The sequence below is a fragment of the Empedobacter falsenii genome, from assembly GCF_019308355.1.
Lineage (GTDB): Bacteria > Bacteroidota > Bacteroidia > Flavobacteriales > Weeksellaceae > Empedobacter > Empedobacter falsenii_B.
Map to the genome: position 1 here is coordinate 40,463 of NZ_JAAGKM010000012.1, position 20,457 is coordinate 60,919.

The window sequence follows — 20,457 nt, forward strand, 5'->3', positions numbered from 1 at the left end:
TTATTTAGTTTTTACTAAAATCTTCTCTACAGATTTAGGTACAATCATCATCAATAAATTTGAAGAATCTTGTGTTTGATTAATTCCTTTTATAGGTGTTAAATGTAAATTATAAATCTTTTCATTACCAGTAATAGAATCAATATTATATGAATTAATATGTTTTTGAGGAATCAAAATTATTTGATTTTGTTCATAATCAATAACGAAACGAGGTAATGATTTATTGTAATCTTTTGGTAATGTGGCATACATGTTGTTTAATTCAGTTTCATTTTTGAAGAAATGTGTTCCTGATAATTCATATTGCGCAGAAAAAGTTGTGAGTAATTGATAATTTTCTTTTGGAATTTTCTGATATACTTTTTGACCAACACAGCTTATAAAAGTAAGTAAGATGGTTATAAATGAAACGAATGTTTTCATAATTTAGGTTTTGATAAATTTAAAGATAATATTAATCAATCAACAAAAAAAGCCTCACAATTTGTGAGGCTTGTATATTTTCTTATCAAAATTACTTCGCTGGTTGAGCTGGTAATTGATTTTGACTTGCTCCGTTTGCAGCAGGTTGCGTTGGTAAATTATTAGCTGGTGCCGTAACATTTGGCTTAATTGGTTTTATCGCATTTGGATTTTCATGCGAAGCACTTGCTCCAATAATCAATACGATTACAGCGATAAATAATCCCCAAGTTGTGTTGTCTAAGAATTTATTCGTTCTTTGAACTCCAAACATTTGGCTTCCTCCGCCACCTCCGAAAGTAGAAGATAATCCTCCTCCTTTAGGGTTTTGAGATAATACGATTAGTACTAATAATACACATAAAATCATGATAATAATCATGAAAAACTGAAATAGTCCCATTTTATTATTTAGAGTTTTTTAAATTTTCAATTTCTTTAATTCGATTTGCAAATAAACTATTTTTTTCTGGATATTTCAAAATTAATATCTTATAAGCTTTAATTGCCTTATCATATTTTTTTTGCTCAATATAAATTTGAGCCAAAGTTTCGGTCATCAAATCCGAATATTCTTCCGTATTCTGAACGAAATTTGATGGTGTGTTAACTGGTGTAATATCCGTTTTTTTCATCGGAACGATTTTCGGATTTTTTTCCAAAAAGTCATCAATCAACTTATATTTTATTTCTCTTTCTGCAATTTCTTGCTCTTCCTCAATCTCTTGTTGAGTTTTTGATTGAGAAGGAACTTTCTTCAACCAATCCGAAAAAGAGAACGTCGAATCATCCGAATTATTTTCAATGATTTCTACTTTTTCTTCAATCGTTTCAGGTTCAGATTCTTCAATTACCTCCGCATTTTCAGACAATCCTTCTATAATTTCTTCTTCCTGATTATCTTCAATTGTTTCAATTACCTGCTGAGGTTCAGATTCAATAATTTCAATTCCAGAAGTTTGTTGAACAGCATTTTCGATATCATTCTCAGAAGTTAAATTTTCTTCTTTCGAATTATTTTCTACCACAACTTTATTCGTGATTTCAGCAACTTCGTTCAATTCTTCATCCGAAATAATATCAACAACATGATCTGTTCTCAATTCAGATTCTTCTGTATCATTTTCGATCATTTCGTCTACAATATCTTCATTGATTTCTTCTGAATTAGTTTCAGAAACAACTTCAATTTCTTGGTTTAATTCTTCTTCTTTTTCTTCAATGATTTCATCAATAACTTCAACTGTTTCGTTATTGTTTTCGATGATTTCAGAAGTAGAATTTTCTAAAATTGGTTCAGAAATAATTTCGTTTTCAACTAATTCTTCCATTATTTCTTCTTCCATTTCAGGAGAAATAGTTTCAGTTTTTGTTTGAATTTCTTTTTGAATTGGTTCTGAATTGATGTAATGATACAAATCGACACGATTGCTACTGTGAATTGAAGTTTTGTTCAAATAATCCTCAAAAGAAGGATGATTTTCCTTTTTTAAACCATAAAGTAATAAAGCGCGCAATGTGTAGAAATACGGATATTTTTCTACCTCTTTTTTAAGAAGTGGAATGTCCGATTTCTCAACTTCGTACGGATGTGCTACTAAATATTCAATTCTGGTCATTGCTCAAATATAAGGTTATTTTTTTACCAATCCATCGCAATAGACGCAAAAACTTGGTCGCGAATATCATCAATAATTAAAGGAACAATTGACGATTCTACAGCGCTTAACATTGCATTTCCGTCATATAATTGGAAAGCAGAAAATGTTCTGTCATAACTTTTTGATTCGTCTTTATTGTTGATGTATCGAACTTTTACATAAATCGTCAAACGGTTTTTTGCCGCAATATCATTTGATTGAATTGCTTCTGGAACAACATCGTATCCCGTAATTTCACCTTCGATAATTAAGTCAGAATTTTCATTCGAATTTAACTTTAACTTCGTTCTACTTCTAAAAATATCTTGAATCGCAATCGTTAAATCTTGACTCAAAGTAGGATTTTGTTGAGGTGCGTAATTCGGAAAAGTTGCCACATAAATTGTGTTCCAATCTGGTTGAATTGCTGCTCCCGAAAGTGAATATTTTATACATCCTGTTAAACTAAAAATAGCAAAAATACTAAGGACGAATAGTTTTATTTTGTTCATATTACAAATGATATTGTTTGATTTTTCGGTACAATGTTCGCTCAGAAATTCCCAATTCGTCAGCCGCCATTTTACGTTTTCCTTTGTGTTTTTCCAACGCCAATTTTATCATTTCCTTTTCATTATCTTGCAACGAAAGAGATTCTGGTTCTTCGATTGGACTTACATCATATACATCGTTCGAATAATCGTATTGCGATTGTTGATAATTTGGTGTAATTGGAGCAGATTTCGTTGGAACCAAATTATATTGACTTGGCACAAAATCTTCTTCTGGTTCGTTTTGATCTTGATAAACGCGCTGAATCAATTCTTGTGTATTGCCATTAAAATCTTCAACATCTTTGTGTTTGATTAAATCTAATGTTAAAGCACGTAAATCGTTCAAATCTTTTTTCATGTCCAATAAAACTTTGAACAATAATTCACGTTCCATAAAATCAGAAGAACTTCCATCTTTCGATTTATTTGTTACCGTCAACATTGTTGAATTATTGGGTAATAATTCCATGATTTTTTCTAACGAAATCACACGGTCTTTTTCCACAACAGAAACTTGTTCAGCAAAATTTCTTAATTGACGCACATTTCCCGGCCAAGGATAATTCGCAATATAATTTTGGGCTTCTGGAGAAAGCTCAATATGCGGCATTCTGTATTTATTTGCAAAATCTGAAGCAAATTTTCGGAACAATAAATTAATATCTTCCTTACGCTCGCGCAAAGCAGGAATATCAATTTGAACTGTATTTAATCGATAATATAAATCTTCACGAAATTTACCTTTTTCAACAGCTTCTTTCAATTTTACATTCGTTGCAGCAACAACACGAACATTTGTTTTTTGAAGTTCCGAAGAACCAACTTTCATAAATTCACCCGACTCTAAAATACGCAATAAACGCACTTGTGTAGCTAAAGGCAATTCACCAACTTCATCTAAGAAAATAGTTCCACCATCTGCTACTTCAAAATAACCTTTACGTGTTTGTGTAGCGCCTGTAAAAGCACCTTTTTCGTGTCCAAATAATTCAGAATCGATTGTTCCTTCTGGAATCGCACCACAGTTCACTGCAATATAATTGTTGTGTTTGCGTGCAGATTGATTGTGAATAATTTTCGGAATAAATTCTTTACCTACACCACTTTCTCCGATAACAAGAACAGAAATGTCTGTAGGTGCAACCTGAATCGCCTTTTCTAAAGCACGATTCAAGGCTATATTATTTCCAATGATTCCAAAACGTTGTTTGATAGTTTGTAAAGAATCCATTTTTTTATTTTTTAGGTTTTTGAAAAATGATCTATCAAATTTCAATTATTGTCTTATTAAAACCGTCATTTCGAGTAAAATTCTTTAGAATTTTGTATCGAGAAAAAGGTTTTAAACTATTAAAATTCTATTCTCGATACAATTTTTAATCATTTCATTTATAAAAATCACTCGAATTGACGAATTTTATTTTTAGTATACAATTGACGGATTGATTGTTTATCCTTCTATCATTTCACCAATCAAAGTAGCCGTTGTACAGCTATTTGCTTTTACGTTTACAAAATCTCCTATTTTAGTTCCTTCTACTTTAGGGAAAACTAAAACCGCGTTTTGTGTATTACGTCCGTACCAGAAATTTTCGTCACGTTTAGAGTTTCCTTCAATCAAAACTTCATGAGTTTTTCCAACATAACTATTCATACGCTCTGCAGAGTGTTTTTGTTGCATTTCGATGATTTCTTGTAAACGACGTTTTTTATCTTCTGGTAAAACATCATCAGGCATTTTTTTGTGCGCTGGCGTTCCTGGACGCTCAGAATAAGCGAACATATAACCGAAATCATATTTCACATATTCCATTAACGATAATGTATCTTGATGTTCTTCTTCTGTTTCGCCACAGAAACCTGCAATCATATCGTGAGATAAAGCACAATCTGGAACGATACGTCGAATTTTATCAATCAATTCGAAATATTCTTCACGAGTATGTTGACGATTCATACGTGCTAAGACAGTAGTAGAACCCGATTGAACAGGTAAGTGAATGTATTTACAAATATTTTTGTGTTTCGCCATCATTTGCAATACGCCTTCTTCCATATCTTGTGGATTAGAAGTTGAAAAACGTAAACGAATGTTAGGAAACTGCGTAGCAACCATGTCTAATAATTGAGCAAAATCTACAGCAGTCGCTTTCTGAATATCAGTTGCATTTTTGAAATCTTTTTTTGGTCCTCCACCATACCATAAATATGAATCGACATTTTGACCTAAAAGTGTAATTTCTTTATAACCAGATTCTGCTAATTCTTTACACTCATTCAAAATTGAGTGCGGATCACGAGAACGCTCACGACCACGTGTAAAAGGTACAACACAGAACGTACACATGTTATCACAACCACGAGTAATCGTAACGAAAGCTGTAACGCCATTTCCTCCTAAACGAACAGGAGAAATTTCTGCGTAAGTTTCTTCTTTTGATAATTGTACATTTACCGCATCACGACCATCTTCTACATCGTTGATTAAGTTTGGTAAATCGCGGTAAGCATCAGGTCCAACAACGATATCAACTAAATGTTCTTCTTCAAGAAATTTATGTTTCAAACGTTCCGCCATACAACCCAAAACACCAATTTTAAGACTTGGATTTTGTTTTTTGATCGCGTTTAATGTTCCTAAACGTTTACGAACTGTTTGTTCCGCTTTTTCACGAATAGAACAAGTGTTTAAAAGAATTAAATCTGCTTCGTCAACTTTTTGAGTGGTTTGATAACCTTCGTTATTTAGAATAGATGCAACAATTTCACTATCCGAGAAATTCATTTGACATCCGTAACTTTCTAAGAATAATTTCTTTGTTGCATTACGAGTAGGAGCAGTCATCAAAGCCTCTCCTTGTCTTGCTTCATCTATATGTTTTTCTTCTGTATGCATTCTAAAATGGATATTTTATCGTGCAAAAATAATAAATCTATGTGACATATTGGCAGTAAAATTTTCTTTTGCATTTTATTAACATTTTGTAGATTTGAGGAAATCTAAAAAAATATAAAACTATGGATGATAGAATTAGACAAAGAATAGAAGAAATTAAGCAACGGGGAGTTAATATAAACGTTGGAGATATTTTTTCAAAATCATGGGAAATTTTTTCGGGAATCGCATTATATGCAATTCTTGCAATTGTAATAACATTCGCAATTAGTTTCATGATTAATTTCTTCTTAGGATTAATCATTTCAGCACCAACTATGGTTATTAATGATCCATCTGATTTAAATGAAGTGTTTGCAGAAGCATCATCTCCTTTAGCGTGGGTGAGTAATATTGTTAGTATTGTAGTTGCAGCAGCTTTAGCACCGATTACAGTAAGTATTTTGACAATGGCTAAAAAATTTAATAAACATCAAAATCCTGATTTTTCAGATTTGTTTGTTCATTATAAAGATGGAAAATTTGGTGTGATTTTTACAACATATTTAGCTGTTCAATTTTTAGGATTCATAGGTATTTTATTATGTATTGTACCTGGATTTATTTTCTATGTTACATCAATACTAGCAATTCCTTTTGTATTGTTTACAAGTTTTACTACAACGGAAGCTATAAAATCAAGTGTAAGTATTTTATTTAAAAACTTCGGATCAGCATTTGTTTTTTGTTTGGCTTGTTTTGGAGTTGCAATTTTAGGCGTACTTGCTTGTGGAGTTGGATTATTAGTAGCAATGCCTCTAATTTATATTGCTACATATGTTTTATATGAAACAGTTATAGGAACAGAAGACAATGAACAATCAGAAATAGACCAAATAGGAACAGATATTTACAAGGATAATCCTTACATGAAATAGACAAAATTATGAAGCAGTTGAAAATCATTTTTGGCTGCTTCATTTTTTTGTTATTAATTTTGCAGAAATTTTTTAAGAAAACAATATGTCTAAAAATCTCGTTATTGTTGAGTCCCCAGCAAAAGCTAAAACCATTCAAGGTTTTTTAGGTGATGATTTTATCGTGGAATCAAGTTTTGGTCACGTGGTCGATTTACCAAAGAAAGGAATGGGAATCGAAATCGAGAATCATTATAAGCCAATATACGAAGTAACACCTGATAAAAAGGAGGTTGTAAGTAAACTGAAAAAATTGTCTTCGAAAGCCCAAACAATTTGGTTAGCATCCGATGAGGACCGCGAAGGAGAAGCAATTTCTTGGCATTTGTATCACGTTCTTGGATTAGAAAAGAAAGATACAAAACGTATTGTTTTTAATGAAATTACAAAAAAAGCGATTCAACGTGCGGTAGAAAATCCACGTCAAATTGATGAGAATTTGGTTGATGCACAACAAGCTCGTCGTGTTTTGGACAGATTAGTTGGTTTCGAAATGTCGCCAATTTTATGGAAAAAAATCAAACCAGGCTTATCTGCAGGTCGTGTTCAATCAGTTTCTGTTCGATTAATTGTTGAACGTGAAAAAGAAATTCAAAATTTTGTTCCAGTTTCGTCATATAAATTCATTGCAATTTTCGAAACAAATGAGGGAAGAACATTAAAAGCAGTTTTAACAAAAGAATTTTCTACGTTAAAAGAAGCCGAAGATTTCTTAGAAACATGTGTTGGAGCAGATTTTAAAGTAAATGATTTACAAAAGAAACCAGCAAAACGTACACCTTCAGCACCATTTACAACATCAACTTTGCAACAAGAGGCATCTCGTAAATTAGGTTTTTCAGTTTCAAGAACGATGCGTGTCGCACAACAATTATACGAATCTGGACATATCACATATATGAGAACAGATAGTGTAAATTTGTCTGATGACGCTTTAACAGCGGTAAAAGCTGAGATAGAATCTGCTTACGGAAACAAATATGTTGAGATAAGAAAATACAAAAATAAAAATTCATCTGCACAAGAAGCGCACGAGGCGATTCGTCCAACACATTTCGAAAATCATTCGATTAATGCAGACGATTCAATGCGAAAATTGTACGAATTAATTTGGAAACGTACAGTTGCTTCTCAAATGGCAAATGCAGAATTGGAACGAACTATTATTGATATTGATAACAACAAAAACAACTTTATTTTCCAAGCGAAAGGAGAAGTAATTGTGTTTGATGGTTTCTTAAAAGTATATCAAGAATCGTTTGACGAAGAAGATGCAGATGACGATAAAGTATTATTGCCAAATGTAAAAGTTAATGAGCAATTGAAAGCAGATGAAATAAACGGTACTGAACGTTTTTCTCGTCCTGCGGCTCGTTATACAGAGGCATCTTTGGTGAAAAAATTAGAAGAATTAGGAATTGGTCGTCCGTCAACTTATGCACCAACGATTTCTACAATCCAAAATAGAGGTTATGTGGAAGTTGGTGAATTGGATGGTCAAGAACGAAAATATAATACCTTAACGTTAATCGATAATCAAATCAAAAAAGTTCAACAAAAAGAAATTTTTGGAGCTGATCGTCGCAAATTAATGCCAACTGATATCGGAATCGTGGTAAATGATTTCTTGGTTGATTATTTTACGAATGTGATGGATTACGATTTTACGGCACGTGTTGAAAATAGTTTTGATGATATTGCAGAAGGTAAATTGAATTGGACAAAAATGATTGATGAATTTTATACGAAATTTCATCATGTTGTAGAAGATGTTCAAGAAAATGCAGATCGTGCAACTGGAGAACGCGAATTGGGAATTGACCCTGTTTCGGGTAAAAAAGTGCATGCACGTATTGGACGTTTTGGACCAATGATTCAGATTGGTGAAGCAGAAGATGAAGAAAAACCTCGTTTTGCAAGTCTTCAAAAGCATCAATCTATTCATAATATTACCTTAGAAGAGGCAATGAAATTGTTCGAATTACCAAAAACTTTGGGTGAGTATAAAGCGCACGAAGTAGAAGTGAATATTGGACGTTTTGGGCCTTATGTGAAATTTGATGATAAATATATTTCGATTCCGAAAGAGGAAGATCCAATGGATTTATCATTTGATCGTGCAGTAGAATTAATTGAAGAAAAATTAAAAGCTGATGCACCGATTGCACAATACGAAGGGTATGATGTAACAAAAGGAAAAGGACGTTTTGGACCATTTATCAAATGGAATGAATGGTTTATTAATGTTCCAAAAAAATACGATTTCGATCATTTATCTCAAGCTGATATTATCGAATTGATTGAAGATAAAAAACGTAAAGAATCTGAACGTGTGGTACGCGAATGGGCAGAACAGGAAATTCGTTTGGAGAAAGCACGTTGGGGACGTTATAATTTGATTCAAGGAAAAATAAAAGTTGAGTTATCGAAAGAGACGAATCCAGAAGCGTTGACTTTGGCTGAGGTTGAAAAATTAATAGAAGCTGCGAAACCTAAAAAGAAAGCAGTGACTAAAAAAGCGCCTGCAAAAAAGACAACTGCGAAGAAAACGACAACTAAAAAAACAACGACTAAAAAGTAATAATGTACAACGACTTTTTAAAACCCGTTTCTGAAGAATTACAAGATTTTGCTAAATCTTGTAATTCTTTTGCGTTAGGACAAGCTATAAAATTTCGCGAAGATGTTATCGAAAGCGATGAAAAATCGAACGATAAAATTGCGATTATTGGTGTGACAGAATCTCGTTCGAAACAAAAAGATTTGATCGAAGATGTAGATTTTAGCCTTGTTCGTACACAATTGTACGAATTGCAAATGGGAAATTGGTCGATAGATTTGTACGATTTTGGCGATGTTGTTTATTATGATGATAAAGCCGAAACCGAAAAAGTTTTTAGAGAAGTTACCAACGGATTAATTCGTGATGGATATGTTGTTGTTATTTTGGGTGGAAACCCAAGTTTAGGTTATCAACAATATCGTGCTTATGACGAAATTGTTGATAAAGTTTATTACTTAACAATCGATCATAAATTACGATTAGGAAAAGATGAAGCACAAACAACAGAGAATAATTATTTAACAAAAATTATTTCGAATGAGCCTTTCAATTTATTGGATTATACGAATATCGGTTTTCAAACGTATTTTGTTGCTCAAGAAAAATTAGATTTGTTAGATCAGTTAAATTTTGATGCTGTTCGTTTGGGTGTGATTTCTGAAAATGTAAAAGAAATAGAACCTTATTCGAGAGATGCAAATGCGGCTTTGCTTAATTTATCGAGTTTACAAGGTTCGGATTTCTCTTCTTCAAAAAATATGACGCCAAATGGATTTACTTCACGAGAAATTTGTGCGTTAACAAGATATTTAGGTTTCAGCAATAAATTGACTTCACTTTACGTTTGTGATTATATCGAAAATTATAAAAAATTAGATCATCTATTAATTTCGCAGATGATTTGGTATTTTATTGATGGAAAAAATCACCGTCCAGAGATAAAAAGTTTTGAGGATACACAATATTTTGAGAAAATTTTTGTTCCTACAGAAGGATACAATTATATTTTTTACCGAAATATATTAACCAATCAATTGTGGATAGAAGTTGATAACACTGTTGATGGAGAGCGAAAATTTGAAATTATTCCGTGTTCAGAAAAAGATTATGAGCAAGCCTTGAATGGAGAAATACCGAATAGGTGGTGGAAATATTTCAAAAAATTTTATTAAAAAATAAAGAACAATTTTAAAAATCAATTAATAAATTGCCTTAATTTGTAGCCTTATTAATTGAGAACTAAAAGTATAAAACCTGTATAAAAATAAATCTATAACAGAATGAATAGAATTTTGGTAAGTGCATTGTTGCTATCTCTTTCTTTATCATCATGTAAAATGTTGAAGAACAGAGGGAGTAGTGATAGAAATGATGGACAAATAGTTTCGAAAACATCTTCGGCTTGGACGCCAGTTCGTCCAAAAGGAATGGTTCCGATTCCGAGTGGATCGTTTGTTTTAGGACAAACCGATTACGATTTTACAAAAACAAATGATGCTCCAGTAAAAACGGTTACTGTTACAGGTTTCTTTATGGATGATACAGAGATTACAAACTCTGAGTATCAGTATTTTGTAAATTATGTAAAAGATTCTATCGCTCGTACTGCTTTGGCAAACAAGGCAGAAACTTTAGGTTTTGACCCTATGAATCCAAATAATGGAGCAGGAGGTATTGGTGATTATGCATATATTTCTGGTTCACAAGATGGACAAGGGACGCCATATGATGAATATATTAAAAACAGTAATACAGGTCGTGATGGTCAATCTTTAGATGGTAAGAAATTAAATTGGAAACAGCGTTTGGAGTGGGATAAATACAAATATCCAGATGTAGATTATGCTGAGGTTATGGAAGGATTATATTATCCTCCAGAAGAGCGTATGAATGGAGAAAGACGTATTGATACGCGTAAATTAAACTATTCTTATGTGACAGTTGATCAAACTGCTGCAGCAAAAAAACGTGGTACTTTCCGTGTAGATTTTCGTAAAGAATTTAGTTTAAACATTTATCCTGATACAACAGTTTGGGTAAGAGATTTCAACTATTCGTACAATGATCCAATGCACCAAGACTATTTTTGGCATAAAGCTTATGCAAATTATCCTGTTGTAGGTGTTAACTGGAATCAAGCAACAGCTTTTTGTGATTTCCGCACAAGATATCATAACACAGCATTGAATAATAAAAAGAAAAGAGGAAGTCAAGTAAAAGTTATTAGTTACCGTTTACCAACAGAAATTGAGTGGGAATACGCAGCGAAAGGTGGTTTAGAAAATGCACCTTATCCTTGGGGAGGTCCTTATTTAACAGATGATAGAGGTTGTTATCTAGCGAACTTCAAACCAAAACGTGGAGATTATTTAGAAATCAACGATGGCAAGAAAACTGGTTACATGTATACGGCTCCTATAAAAACATTCCGTGCGAATGGATATGGTCTTTATGACATGGCTGGTAACGTAGCTGAATGGACAAGTTCTCCGTATAACAGATCATCTTATACAATGTCTTCATCACTTAATCCGTCAATTACAATGTCTGGAGAAGTAAATAGAAGTGTAAGAGGAGGATCTTGGAAAGATGTTGGATATTTATTAATGACTTCAGCAAGAGATTGGGAACACAAAGATTCTGCAAGAAGTTTCATCGGATTCCGTACAGTTCAATCTTTCCCAGAAGGATCAAAAGTAAATTTTAGAAAAACCAAATAACCTAATTAATAAAACAATTTAATAAAAAGCACTCTTATGGCAGTACAAGCTTCAAAACAAGAACGTCTTACAAATTTTTTGTATAATTTCTTTGCCGCAGTAGTAATTATCGGGGCATTATGTAAAATTACGCACACGAATTTAGGACCAATATCAGCCAATTTAATCTTAACAATCGGATTAGTAGCTGAAGCATTCGTCTTCTTTTATTCAGCATTTTTCGATAAACCTCAAGGAAGCTATGAATGGGAAAAAGCTTATCCAGAATTATTAAATGGAGAACCAGTACAAAGAAAAACTGCTGCTGTTGCAACTGCAGGAAATAATTTAACTGCTGAGTTAGACAAAGTATTAGCAGATGCAAAATTAGATAAAGAAGTTTTCGAAAGATTACGTGGTTCTTTAGATAAATTTGGTTCAGCTGTTAACGAATTAAACACAACAACATCAGCTGTCGCTTCAACAGAACAATATAGCAACGAAATTGCAAAAGCATCAACTAACATCAGCCAATTAAATGCTGTATATGCTGAGCAAATTGTAAATAGCCAAAAACAAGTAGAATTAAATAAACAATTTATCGAAGAAATGCAAAAATCTTCAGGTAGTTCAGAGCAATTCTTGAAAGAAATGCAAGAGCTTTCTGCTAACATTAATGCATTAAACAAAGTATACGGAGGTATGCTTTCTGCAATGAAAAACAACTAATACATTGCTCCGATAAATTAAACTAATTATTCATTAATTCTATAAATTATTATGGCAGGAGGTGGTAGACTAACCGGACGTCAGAAGATGATTAACCTGATGTATCTCGTGTTCATTGCAATGATGGCTTTGAACGTGGATCGTGAGGTGTTGAGATCTTTCGAAACGATAAATACTTCTTTAGAGTCAACAACGACTTTAACGAAAACAAATAACGATACCTTCTATGGTCAAATTGATCTAAAAGCGAAGGATGATCCAACTTATGCAAAAACTCAAGCTGAGGCTGCAGAAGTTAAAAAGCAAACAAATGATTTTGTTGCTTATATCGATGGATTGAAAAAAGAATTAGCTGGTGCTGATTTTATTTCTGGATCAGAAGATACAGATTACAATGCATTGTCTAATACAGAGCCTGTTGTATCTTTATTCTTTAAAGGAAAAGGAGGTGACAAAGGAAATGAGAAAGCACAAGAGTTTACAAACAAAATTGATGGTTTCAGAAATTTCTTAATGACTTTTGCAAAACAAAGTCCTGATGCTAAAAATGCGGAAGCTCGTATCAACGAATTTTTTGGAACAACTCCAAAATCGAAGAAACAAAGTTGGATGCAAGAAAAATTCTATGATCAACCAATGGTTGCTTCTTTAACGAATTTATCGAAAATGCAAATGGATGCTCGTACAGAAGAAGGTAACTTAGTGAGAGCATTATTATCTGGTAAATTAGAAGAAAAAATCGAATTGGATGCTTTCCAAGGTTTATTCTTATCTCCAGGTGTTGTTAAAGTCGGAGATGAAGCTGTTCTTAATGTAGTTTTAGGAGCTTACGATAATTCAATCAAAGGTTCTGTTTCTACAAGTGTTGGTTCTGCTACTGTTGTTGATGGTAAAGCATCTATTAAGCTGAATACATCTGCAGTTGGTATGCATCAATTAACAGGTAACATTACATACGTATCGAATGGAAAAACGAAAACGGTAGCCATAGCACCTTCAACTTATCAAGTTGTTGCACAAACATTAGATAAAAAAGCTGCTGAGATTATTGAAAAAGATCCAACAGGAGGTTCTATTGTTGCAGATAATTTACGTGTAGTTTATCGTGGAGTATCTAATCCAATTTCAGCAACAATTAACGGTGCAAACGGACCTGTTAGTTTAAGTGCTTCTTCTGGAAGTCCTTCTGGAGCGGGAGCTAACAAATGGAATTATACGCCTGGAGGAGGAAACGAAGTGGTGTTTACGGCATCTGCAAGAGCAAGTTCTGGTAAAACATTATCAGTTCGTGAAACATTCCGTATCAAACCAGTTCCACCAGCACGTGGTGTTATTTTAGGAAATACAAGTCCAGCTATTCCAGATAATGGAATTGCAGCGCAAACAATTCGTGTAGATTGGCCAGATTTCTTATTCCCAATTTCAGGTGAAGTAACATCTTTCAATGTTAAAGTTCCTGGTCAGGCAACGGCTCGTGTTTCTGGAAATAAAATGTCAGGAGCAGCTGGAGTTATTTCGAAAGCGAAAAAAGGTGATATTATTGGTGTTTTCGATATTAAATATCGTACAAATTCAGGAGCAACTGGAGAAGCATCATCTATCGCAATTCAAGTACAATAATTTAAAAAGTAAAAATTTAAAATATGAAGTATCTTTTGTTTGGTTTAATGAGTTTTTTCTCAACTCTTACAATGGCGCAAAATGTTCTTAACGCTGTTTCGCCAGAACAGTTAAGAAAAGACCGCGAAAATAAAACAAGAGTTGATGAAGCTGGAGATACAGTAAGTACGGCTCAAGATCCTATGAAATATGGTTTTATCGAAGATAAAGATGTTTTATGGTCGAAAGTTGTATGGGAAGTAATTGATTTGAATGAGCGTCTAAATCAACCTTATTATAGATCTGGTGATGAGTTAGTGCAAAATTCTAAATCATTATACGATGTATTGGTTGACGGAGTTCGTAGCAAAAAGATTAGAGAAGTTTACGATGATGAGTACTTTCAAACTAAAATGAGTTATGAGCAAATTATGGCTCGTAATGAGAAGAAAGATACACAACAGTATTACTACGATATGAAAGCTGCTGGAGAAACTCCTGACGAAGCTGCTATTTTTAATTATAAAATTAAATCTGACGATATCAAAATGGTAAAAACGAAAGGTCTTTGGTATATCGACCGTCGTTTAGGAGAATTAAAATATCGTTTGTTAGGTTTAGCAATTATGGGGCCTGATGCGCAATCGTTAGGAACAGAATTTGCTGACGGAGCTTACGTAGATTTATTTTGGATTTGGTATCCTGATGCTCGTAATGTTTTGGTGAATGCAACAGTATTTAATCCAAGTAATTCAAATTCGGCAATTACATACGATGAGATGTTAAATGCACGCAGATTTAGTTCTGTTATTTATAAAGCTCAAACAATGTATGGAACGAAAATGATTGATGATTACATTCCAAATGATGCGAAAGGTCAATTAGAAGAACATCATAAAATTAGAAATTCTATTATTCAGTCAGAAGCTGATATGTGGAATTACTAATCAGAATACAATAAAAAAACTCCAATCATTTGATTGGAGTTTTTTTTATTTAAATTAGGTCGATTAAAAACATAATGATGAAAAGTATTATTTTACTACAACACTATTTGTTTCAATTAATAGTTTTGGACAAGCAAAAACTCTTTCTAATTCTATTAAAAAATCAACAACTAAATTAGACGAAAGCGAAAAAAGAATCACCTTAAGAGACTTTGTAGAGAATATCTATATTAATGCTCTAAATACTTTTGAAGGAGAAAAAATAGTTTAATTTTTCTACAATGTTTTTTTTCAGAATTTAGTTAATCCTTAAAATCTAAAATAGATACCTTTGTAAGCAAATTTTAGAAATTGAAAAAAGTAGAATATATCATCGTTGGTCAAGGTGTTGCAGGGAGTTGTATGGCGATGAAATTGTTGCAGGAAAAGAAATCTTTTGTGGTGATTGATAATCATTTTCACAAAGCATCGGCGATTGCTGCTGGAATTTTTAATCCTGTTGTGCTAAAACGTTTTTCAATTGTTTGGAATGCGACAAAACAAATTGAAAGATTGCGCGAAGTTTTTGGTGATTTCGAACAATTATTAAACAAAAAATATATCTACAATTTTCCAGTTTATAGAATTTTTAATGACGAACAAGAGAAAAAAACGTGGTTGAAAAAAGCGACAACTCATCCAGATTTGATTGATTATTTAGCAACTGATACAGAACAATTGAATGATTTTTCTTCAATAAATTCTCCGATAGGTTCTGGCGAAGTTTTGCATACAGGCCGTGTTGATTTGACAAATCTTTTGGCTGATTTTAAAAATTATTTAGTCAAAAATGATTTGTTTCTTGATGAAACTTTTGATTTTAATGAATTAAAATTAGAGGATAATCAAACGAGCTATAAAAAAATCGAAGCAACTAAAATAATTTTTGCCGAAGGTTATAATATTTTGAACAATCCTTATTTCAAAAATTTACCTATAATTGGTGTAAAAGGCGAAGTGTTGAGAATTAAAACAGAAGCTAATTTACCTGAAGCAGTTGTGAAAGGAAAAGAATTTTTGATGCCTTTAGAAAATAATCAATATTTTGTAGGCGCAACTTACGATCGTGATCATGTGAATTATGAAAATACTGAGGATGCAAAACAATATTTGGTTGAAGGTGTTCAGAATTTTTTTAAAGATGATTTTGAAGTTGTGGAACAACATGCGTCAATTCGTCCAACGGTTGTGGATCGTCGTCCAATTATAGGAGCGCATCCAACGCATCAACAATTGATTTGTCTAAATGGAATGGGAACGCGTGGGACAATGTTAGCGCCTGTGATGGTGGATGATTTGTACGATTTTTTAGAAAATAATCAACTAATTGACAAAGAAGCGAACATTGCACGTTTCTATGATCGATTTTAAACCTATTTTGAATGAAAAAATTTGACATAAAAATATTTGCAATTCAACTTGTAGCAAGCGTTTTGTTATTTTTAGGAATTCAACAATTTTACGTCTTGGCTGAATTAGATTTGATTGAATTAATTCATTCAATGGGAAAAGATAATTTTGCCTTTTTGGTTAGAAAAAGTGACGAATTCGGAATCAGCGAAAAACTGAAACATTTAGCTACAATGAAAACAATTTTGAGTTTTGTAGGTATTGTTTTGGCGTATATTTTATGTTCAGTAATTAATCATAAACGCAATTACGATTGGAAAATGTCTGTAATTATAGTAGTATTGTGTTTTTTAGTTTTTCAATTCAGATTAATGAACCTTCCAATTAATTTTATTGCAACCAAAAATCTCGCATTGGCTTATTTTGTGCCAGCAACTTTTTCGATTTTAATCAGTTTTGTATTGTATTTTTTGAGTTATCGTTTAAAACCTTAAAAAAAATCAATGCAAAATTCTACAATTAGCATTAATATTTTTAGCTTCTTTTATAAAAGTTAAAGCTAATTGTTCATCGTTAACATCAATTGTTATTGAATGTCCATCTAATAATTTGTCAACATTACTTTTAGCAACTTTTAATGATATTTTTAGTAAGTCAATTTGTAGATGTGTTAAAGTGACTTTTTGAAATCCTTCATTCCAGCCATCAAATATTATCTTCATAAGTGATTTTAAATATTGTTAAAAATAGAAATGAATACTTGTTTTAAGTTCTAATGCTTTATGAAATATATTAATAATATTTTCACATTCAGGATATGTTTTCTTCAATTGATTATAAGTGTTTTCAATTAAAACTAAATTATTAATTTTTTCGTCTTCATAATCGTCAATTATTGAATTACAAGTTTGATTAATTAAATCAAAAACACCTTTCTTCCATAAAATATTAAATTCTGATTCATTTAACCTAATTTCGATTAATTCGTTTGGAGAAGCTGTATCATAATCTAATTTTAATTCAGCTTCTTTATTAATAGGAACAATAATAATTTTACTCATAATCATTAATTGAAAGGTGATTGTTATTTTTAAAACACTTTCACAATATACTACTTATAGTTTTGAGATAAGTTTTCATCTAACAAAAAACATTGTATTTTTGCAAAATGTTATTAGTACAAAATTTAGGAGTTTATTTTGCGGGTAGATATTTATTCGAAAACGTTTCGTTCCGCATCAACAAAGGAAACCGTGTTGGTTTGGTAGGGAAAAATGGAGCAGGAAAATCTACTTTGCTTAAAATTTTAGCCAAAAGTCAGCAATCTTCAGAAGGTGAAGTTGTTTACGAAGGCGACGTTACAATCGGATATTTATCGCAAGATATTGATTTTGTACAAGGAAGAACGGTTTGGCAAGAAGCGGATTCTGCTTTTGAGCAATTGGTTGAAATTCAAGAACGTATTGATTTTGTAAACAAAGAATTAGCTGAAAGAACAGATTACGAATCGGACGAATATGGAAAATTAATTGAAGATATTTCTCATTTAACAGAACGTTTCGGACTTTTAGGTGGTTACACAAAAGATGCTGAAATCGAACAAATTTTAATTGGTTTAGGATTCAAAAATTCAGATTTTCATCGCCCAACAGAAGAATTTTCTGGAGGTTGGAGAATGCGAATTGAATTGGCAAAACTATTGTTGCAAAAACATGATGTAATGCTTTTAGATGAGCCTACCAACCATTTGGATATCGATTCGATTGTTTGGTTAGAAGATTTCTTGAAAGATTATCCTGGAGCTGTTGTGTTGGTTTCGCACGACCGTCAATTTTTGGATAACGTAACTAATCGTACAATCGAAATTGCAAATCGCCACATTTCTGATTTTAAAGCGAATTATACGCGTTATTTAGAATTGCGTGAAGATCGTCGCGAAAAATTAGAGCAAGCACAGAAGAATCAAGAGCAAATGATTAAGCACACGGAAGATTTAATTTCAAAATTCCGTGCAAAAGCTAATAAAGCTTCGATGGCGCAATCATTAATCAAAAAATTAGATAAAATAGAACGCATCGAAATTGAAAATGATGATGTAACGAAAATGAATATCCGTTTTGTGGATGCTGTTCAGCCAGGTAAAATTATTTTCGAGTTAGATGATGTAGGTGTTGCTTTTGGTGATCATCAAGTTTTTGATCATGTTTCTTTTTATGTTAATCGAGGAGAAAAAGTAGCTTTTGTTGGTCAAAATGGTCAAGGAAAAACGACTTTATCGCGTGCGATTATCAACGAACAAGAGCATTCAGGCAAAATAAAACATGGACATAATGTAGAAATCGGATATTTTGCCCAAAATCAAGCACATGTTTTGAATGATAAATTAACGGTTTTAGAAGAAGCAGAAAATTCTGCAACAGAAGAAACACGTAAACATGTTCGCGATTATTTAGGTGCATTTATGTTTGGTGGTGATGCTGTTGAGAAAAAAGTTTCGGTTCTTTCGGGAGGTGAGCGAAATCGTTTGGCGTTGTGTAAATTATTGTTACGTCCATTCAATGTATTAATCATGGATGAGCCAACGAACCACTTGGATATTGTATCAAAAGAATTGTTGAAAAAAGCTTTACAAAAATATTCTGGAACTTTGATTTTAGTATCTCATGACCGTGAATTTTTAGAAGGTTTAGTAGATAAAGTGTTCGATTTCCGTAATGGTCAAGTGAAAGAATATCTTTCTGGAATTGATGATTATTTGGCGCAAATAAAAGCGGGAAGTTTCCGTGAAGTGGAGAAAGGAAATAGTTTGGCTGCACGAAAAGAAGAGAAACCGATTGAGGTTAAAATAGAACAAGCGAAAAGAGTTTTATCTTTTGAGGAAGAGAAAGAGCAAAAACGTCTTAAAAATAGATTGTCAAGAATAGAAACGGAGATTTCTGATTTAGAGACGAAGATTGCCGATTTAGAAAATAAGTTGCATGCAGGTTCGCAAACGCAACAAGAATTAGATAAATACTCGAATCTGAAAAATGATTTAGACAAAAAAATGTTAGAGTGGGAGGAGGTTTCTGAACAAATTATCTAATGATAGAAATAGAAAAAAAAGTGCTACAAACTGTAGCACTTTTTTTGTACATTATATTTTTAGAATAAAACAAAATGCATAAACAATCATTTGCTGCAATTATATCAGAACTACCAAAAACATTAATTCTTGGCTCTTTACCTGGTGATTTATCGTTAGAAGTCAATCAATATTATGGACATCCGCGTAATCGATTTTGGAAAATGATGTTTGAGATTTTTGAGACAGAATTTTCAGAAGATTATGAAATAAGAAAACAACTTATTTTACAGAATAAGTTTGCGCTTTGGGATGTTGCACATTCTGCTGACAGAAAGGGAAGCATGGATGTGGATATGAAAAATGTTTTGCCAAATCAGATTGATGAATTGTTGAATGAATATCCTACAATTGATAAAATAATTTTCAATGGAAAGAAATCAGAACAATTATTTTGGAAATATTTTGATGAAAAAACATCTATTGAGTATATTTCTTTGCCAAGCACAAGTCCTGCAAATGCTCAATTTTCTTACGAACGATTGATTGAAATCTGGAAAAATGCAATTATTTAAGATGAATTTTTAATGTTCAAAATAATTTAATCAAAGAAAAGTAAAATTATTTTAGTGCTTAAAAATATTATGATGAGAAACTTAGCTTTTAATGTAAAATAATTATGAAAAAAATGTTTCCTAAAAGTTTTGTAATTAAAAAAGCTGTTCTATATTTGCACTCACAATCGCGGGAATAGCTCAATTGGTAGAGCGTCAGCCTTCCAAGCTGAATGTTGCGGGTTCGAGTCCCGTTTCCCGCTCTAACTTCTTTCTTAGAAGTGGATGCCTTGGTGGTGGAATTGGTAGACACGCAGGACTTAAAATCCTGTGTCCATTAGGACGTGCGGGTTCAAGTCCCGCCTGAGGTACAACAAAGCTCAAGAATTTATTTTCTTGGGC

Annotated in this window: 19 protein-coding genes and 2 tRNA genes; 13 read left to right on the forward strand and 8 right to left on the reverse strand. The window is 32.4% G+C overall.

All coding sequences use genetic code 11. From position 1 onward, the window contains the following. The 6 genes from G0Q09_RS06940 to miaB all read right to left on the reverse strand — a co-directional run bounded on the left by G0Q09_RS06940 (position 1) and on the right by miaB (position 5,555). Positions 1-426 (reverse strand): hypothetical protein, encoded by a 426-nt coding sequence (locus G0Q09_RS06940; protein ID WP_125349627.1) that lies wholly within the window; start codon positions 424-426, stop codon positions 1-3. A 91-nt stretch (positions 427-517) separates the two neighbouring features. Then, on the reverse strand, positions 518-868 hold the full coding sequence (gene secG / locus G0Q09_RS06945) for a preprotein translocase subunit SecG (RefSeq protein WP_038332909.1): 351 nt from the start codon (positions 866-868) through the stop codon (positions 518-520). Positions 869-872: 4 nt separating this feature from the next. After that, positions 873-2,084 carry a tetratricopeptide repeat protein gene (locus G0Q09_RS06950; RefSeq protein ID WP_219034382.1) on the reverse strand — a complete coding sequence of 404 codons (1,212 nt, stop codon included), beginning with the start codon at positions 2,082-2,084 and terminating at the stop codon, positions 873-875. 23 nt (positions 2,085-2,107) lie between these two features. Then, positions 2,108-2,617: an LptE family protein gene (locus tag G0Q09_RS06955; RefSeq protein ID WP_125349625.1), complete on the reverse strand. Its 510-nt coding sequence runs from the start codon at positions 2,615-2,617 to the stop codon at positions 2,108-2,110. 1 nt (position 2,618) lies between these two features. Next, on the reverse strand, positions 2,619-3,890 hold the full coding sequence (locus tag G0Q09_RS06960) for a sigma-54 interaction domain-containing protein (RefSeq protein ID WP_125349624.1): 1,272 nt from the start codon (positions 3,888-3,890) through the stop codon (positions 2,619-2,621). A 219-nt stretch (positions 3,891-4,109) separates the two neighbouring features. Beyond that, complete coding sequence (miaB, locus tag G0Q09_RS06965; protein WP_125349623.1) at positions 4,110-5,555, reverse strand: tRNA (N6-isopentenyl adenosine(37)-C2)-methylthiotransferase MiaB; 1,446 nt, start codon at positions 5,553-5,555, stop codon at positions 4,110-4,112. A gap of 122 nt (positions 5,556-5,677) precedes the next feature. On the opposite strand from miaB, the gene G0Q09_RS06970 reads away from it, so the two are divergent. The 9 genes from G0Q09_RS06970 to G0Q09_RS07010 all read left to right on the forward strand — a co-directional run bounded on the left by G0Q09_RS06970 (position 5,678) and on the right by G0Q09_RS07010 (position 16,931). Then, the gene (locus tag G0Q09_RS06970; RefSeq protein WP_125349622.1) at positions 5,678-6,472 is read left to right on the forward strand and encodes a DUF2189 domain-containing protein; all 795 of its coding nucleotides are present in this window, start codon (positions 5,678-5,680) and stop codon (positions 6,470-6,472) included. A gap of 85 nt (positions 6,473-6,557) precedes the next feature. Next, entirely contained in the window at positions 6,558-9,092 is a 2,535-nt protein-coding gene (topA, locus tag G0Q09_RS06975) for a type I DNA topoisomerase (RefSeq protein WP_219034383.1), read from the forward strand. A 2-nt stretch (positions 9,093-9,094) separates the two neighbouring features. Continuing rightward, positions 9,095-10,246, forward strand: a complete 1,152-nt coding sequence (locus G0Q09_RS06980) for an arginase family protein (RefSeq protein WP_125349620.1) — start codon at positions 9,095-9,097, stop codon at positions 10,244-10,246. Positions 10,247-10,354: 108 nt separating this feature from the next. Beyond that, positions 10,355-11,794 carry a T9SS ring complex lipoprotein PorK/GldK gene (gene porK, locus G0Q09_RS06985; protein ID WP_185144160.1) on the forward strand — a complete coding sequence of 480 codons (1,440 nt, stop codon included), beginning with the start codon at positions 10,355-10,357 and terminating at the stop codon, positions 11,792-11,794. 36 nt (positions 11,795-11,830) lie between these two features. Next, positions 11,831-12,502, forward strand: coding sequence for a type IX secretion system motor protein PorL/GldL (gene porL, locus G0Q09_RS06990; protein WP_125349619.1), 672 nt, complete (start codon positions 11,831-11,833; stop codon positions 12,500-12,502). 51 nt (positions 12,503-12,553) lie between these two features. Further along, entirely contained in the window at positions 12,554-14,122 is a 1,569-nt protein-coding gene (gene porM, locus G0Q09_RS06995; RefSeq protein ID WP_219034384.1) for a type IX secretion system motor protein PorM/GldM, read from the forward strand. 23 nt (positions 14,123-14,145) lie between these two features. Further along, the gene (porN, locus tag G0Q09_RS07000) at positions 14,146-15,048 is read left to right on the forward strand and encodes a type IX secretion system ring subunit PorN/GldN (RefSeq protein ID WP_257468103.1); all 903 of its coding nucleotides are present in this window, start codon (positions 14,146-14,148) and stop codon (positions 15,046-15,048) included. A gap of 351 nt (positions 15,049-15,399) precedes the next feature. Continuing rightward, positions 15,400-16,458: an NAD(P)/FAD-dependent oxidoreductase gene (locus tag G0Q09_RS07005; RefSeq protein ID WP_219034385.1), complete on the forward strand. Its 1,059-nt coding sequence runs from the start codon at positions 15,400-15,402 to the stop codon at positions 16,456-16,458. 11 nt (positions 16,459-16,469) lie between these two features. Then, on the forward strand, positions 16,470-16,931 hold the full coding sequence (locus tag G0Q09_RS07010; protein ID WP_115001691.1) for a hypothetical protein: 462 nt from the start codon (positions 16,470-16,472) through the stop codon (positions 16,929-16,931). Positions 16,932-16,937: 6 nt separating this feature from the next. Here G0Q09_RS07010 and G0Q09_RS07015 read toward each other — a convergent pair whose 3' ends face one another. Next, positions 16,938-17,159, reverse strand: coding sequence for a hypothetical protein (locus G0Q09_RS07015; RefSeq protein ID WP_115001689.1), 222 nt, complete (start codon positions 17,157-17,159; stop codon positions 16,938-16,940). An 18-nt stretch (positions 17,160-17,177) separates the two neighbouring features. After that, positions 17,178-17,498 (reverse strand): hypothetical protein, encoded by a 321-nt coding sequence (locus tag G0Q09_RS07020; RefSeq protein ID WP_115002126.1) that lies wholly within the window; start codon positions 17,496-17,498, stop codon positions 17,178-17,180. A gap of 107 nt (positions 17,499-17,605) precedes the next feature. On the opposite strand from G0Q09_RS07020, the gene G0Q09_RS07025 reads away from it, so the two are divergent. The 4 genes from G0Q09_RS07025 to G0Q09_RS07040 all read left to right on the forward strand — a co-directional run bounded on the left by G0Q09_RS07025 (position 17,606) and on the right by G0Q09_RS07040 (position 20,426). Next, positions 17,606-19,522, forward strand: coding sequence for an ABC-F family ATP-binding cassette domain-containing protein (locus G0Q09_RS07025; protein ID WP_180905128.1), 1,917 nt, complete (start codon positions 17,606-17,608; stop codon positions 19,520-19,522). A gap of 74 nt (positions 19,523-19,596) precedes the next feature. Next, positions 19,597-20,076: a DNA-deoxyinosine glycosylase gene (locus G0Q09_RS07030; protein ID WP_219034386.1), complete on the forward strand. Its 480-nt coding sequence runs from the start codon at positions 19,597-19,599 to the stop codon at positions 20,074-20,076. 169 nt (positions 20,077-20,245) lie between these two features. Continuing rightward, positions 20,246-20,318, forward strand: a tRNA-Gly gene (locus G0Q09_RS07035). Positions 20,319-20,342: 24 nt separating this feature from the next. Further along, positions 20,343-20,426: transfer RNA gene (locus G0Q09_RS07040), tRNA-Leu, on the forward strand. The last annotated feature ends 31 nt before the right edge of the window (positions 20,427-20,457 follow it).

What these genes read in the sequence shown, in the direction of transcription:
- G0Q09_RS06940 (WP_125349627.1), bottom strand. Translation starts at nt 426, where the DNA reads ATGAAAACATTCGTTTCATTTATAACCATCTTACTTACTTTTATAAGC.
- secG (WP_038332909.1), bottom strand. Translation starts at nt 868, where the DNA reads ATGGGACTATTTCAGTTTTTCATGATTATTATCATGATTTTATGTGTA.
- G0Q09_RS06950 (WP_219034382.1), bottom strand. Translation starts at nt 2,084, where the DNA reads ATGACCAGAATTGAATATTTAGTAGCACATCCGTACGAAGTTGAGAAA.
- G0Q09_RS06955 (WP_125349625.1), bottom strand. Translation starts at nt 2,617, where the DNA reads ATGAACAAAATAAAACTATTCGTCCTTAGTATTTTTGCTATTTTTAGT.
- G0Q09_RS06960 (WP_125349624.1), bottom strand. Translation starts at nt 3,890, where the DNA reads ATGGATTCTTTACAAACTATCAAACAACGTTTTGGAATCATTGGAAAT.
- miaB (WP_125349623.1), bottom strand. Translation starts at nt 5,555, where the DNA reads ATGCATACAGAAGAAAAACATATAGATGAAGCAAGACAAGGAGAGGCT.
- G0Q09_RS06970 (WP_125349622.1), top strand. Translation starts at nt 5,678, where the DNA reads ATGGATGATAGAATTAGACAAAGAATAGAAGAAATTAAGCAACGGGGA.
- topA (WP_219034383.1), top strand. Translation starts at nt 6,558, where the DNA reads ATGTCTAAAAATCTCGTTATTGTTGAGTCCCCAGCAAAAGCTAAAACC.
- G0Q09_RS06980 (WP_125349620.1), top strand. Translation starts at nt 9,095, where the DNA reads ATGTACAACGACTTTTTAAAACCCGTTTCTGAAGAATTACAAGATTTT.
- porK (WP_185144160.1), top strand. Translation starts at nt 10,355, where the DNA reads ATGAATAGAATTTTGGTAAGTGCATTGTTGCTATCTCTTTCTTTATCA.
- porL (WP_125349619.1), top strand. Translation starts at nt 11,831, where the DNA reads ATGGCAGTACAAGCTTCAAAACAAGAACGTCTTACAAATTTTTTGTAT.
- porM (WP_219034384.1), top strand. Translation starts at nt 12,554, where the DNA reads ATGGCAGGAGGTGGTAGACTAACCGGACGTCAGAAGATGATTAACCTG.
- porN (WP_257468103.1), top strand. Translation starts at nt 14,146, where the DNA reads ATGAAGTATCTTTTGTTTGGTTTAATGAGTTTTTTCTCAACTCTTACA.
- G0Q09_RS07010 (WP_115001691.1), top strand. Translation starts at nt 16,470, where the DNA reads ATGAAAAAATTTGACATAAAAATATTTGCAATTCAACTTGTAGCAAGC.
- G0Q09_RS07015 (WP_115001689.1), bottom strand. Translation starts at nt 17,159, where the DNA reads ATGAAGATAATATTTGATGGCTGGAATGAAGGATTTCAAAAAGTCACT.
- G0Q09_RS07020 (WP_115002126.1), bottom strand. Translation starts at nt 17,498, where the DNA reads ATGAGTAAAATTATTATTGTTCCTATTAATAAAGAAGCTGAATTAAAA.
- G0Q09_RS07025 (WP_180905128.1), top strand. Translation starts at nt 17,606, where the DNA reads ATGTTATTAGTACAAAATTTAGGAGTTTATTTTGCGGGTAGATATTTA.
- G0Q09_RS07030 (WP_219034386.1), top strand. Translation starts at nt 19,597, where the DNA reads ATGCATAAACAATCATTTGCTGCAATTATATCAGAACTACCAAAAACA.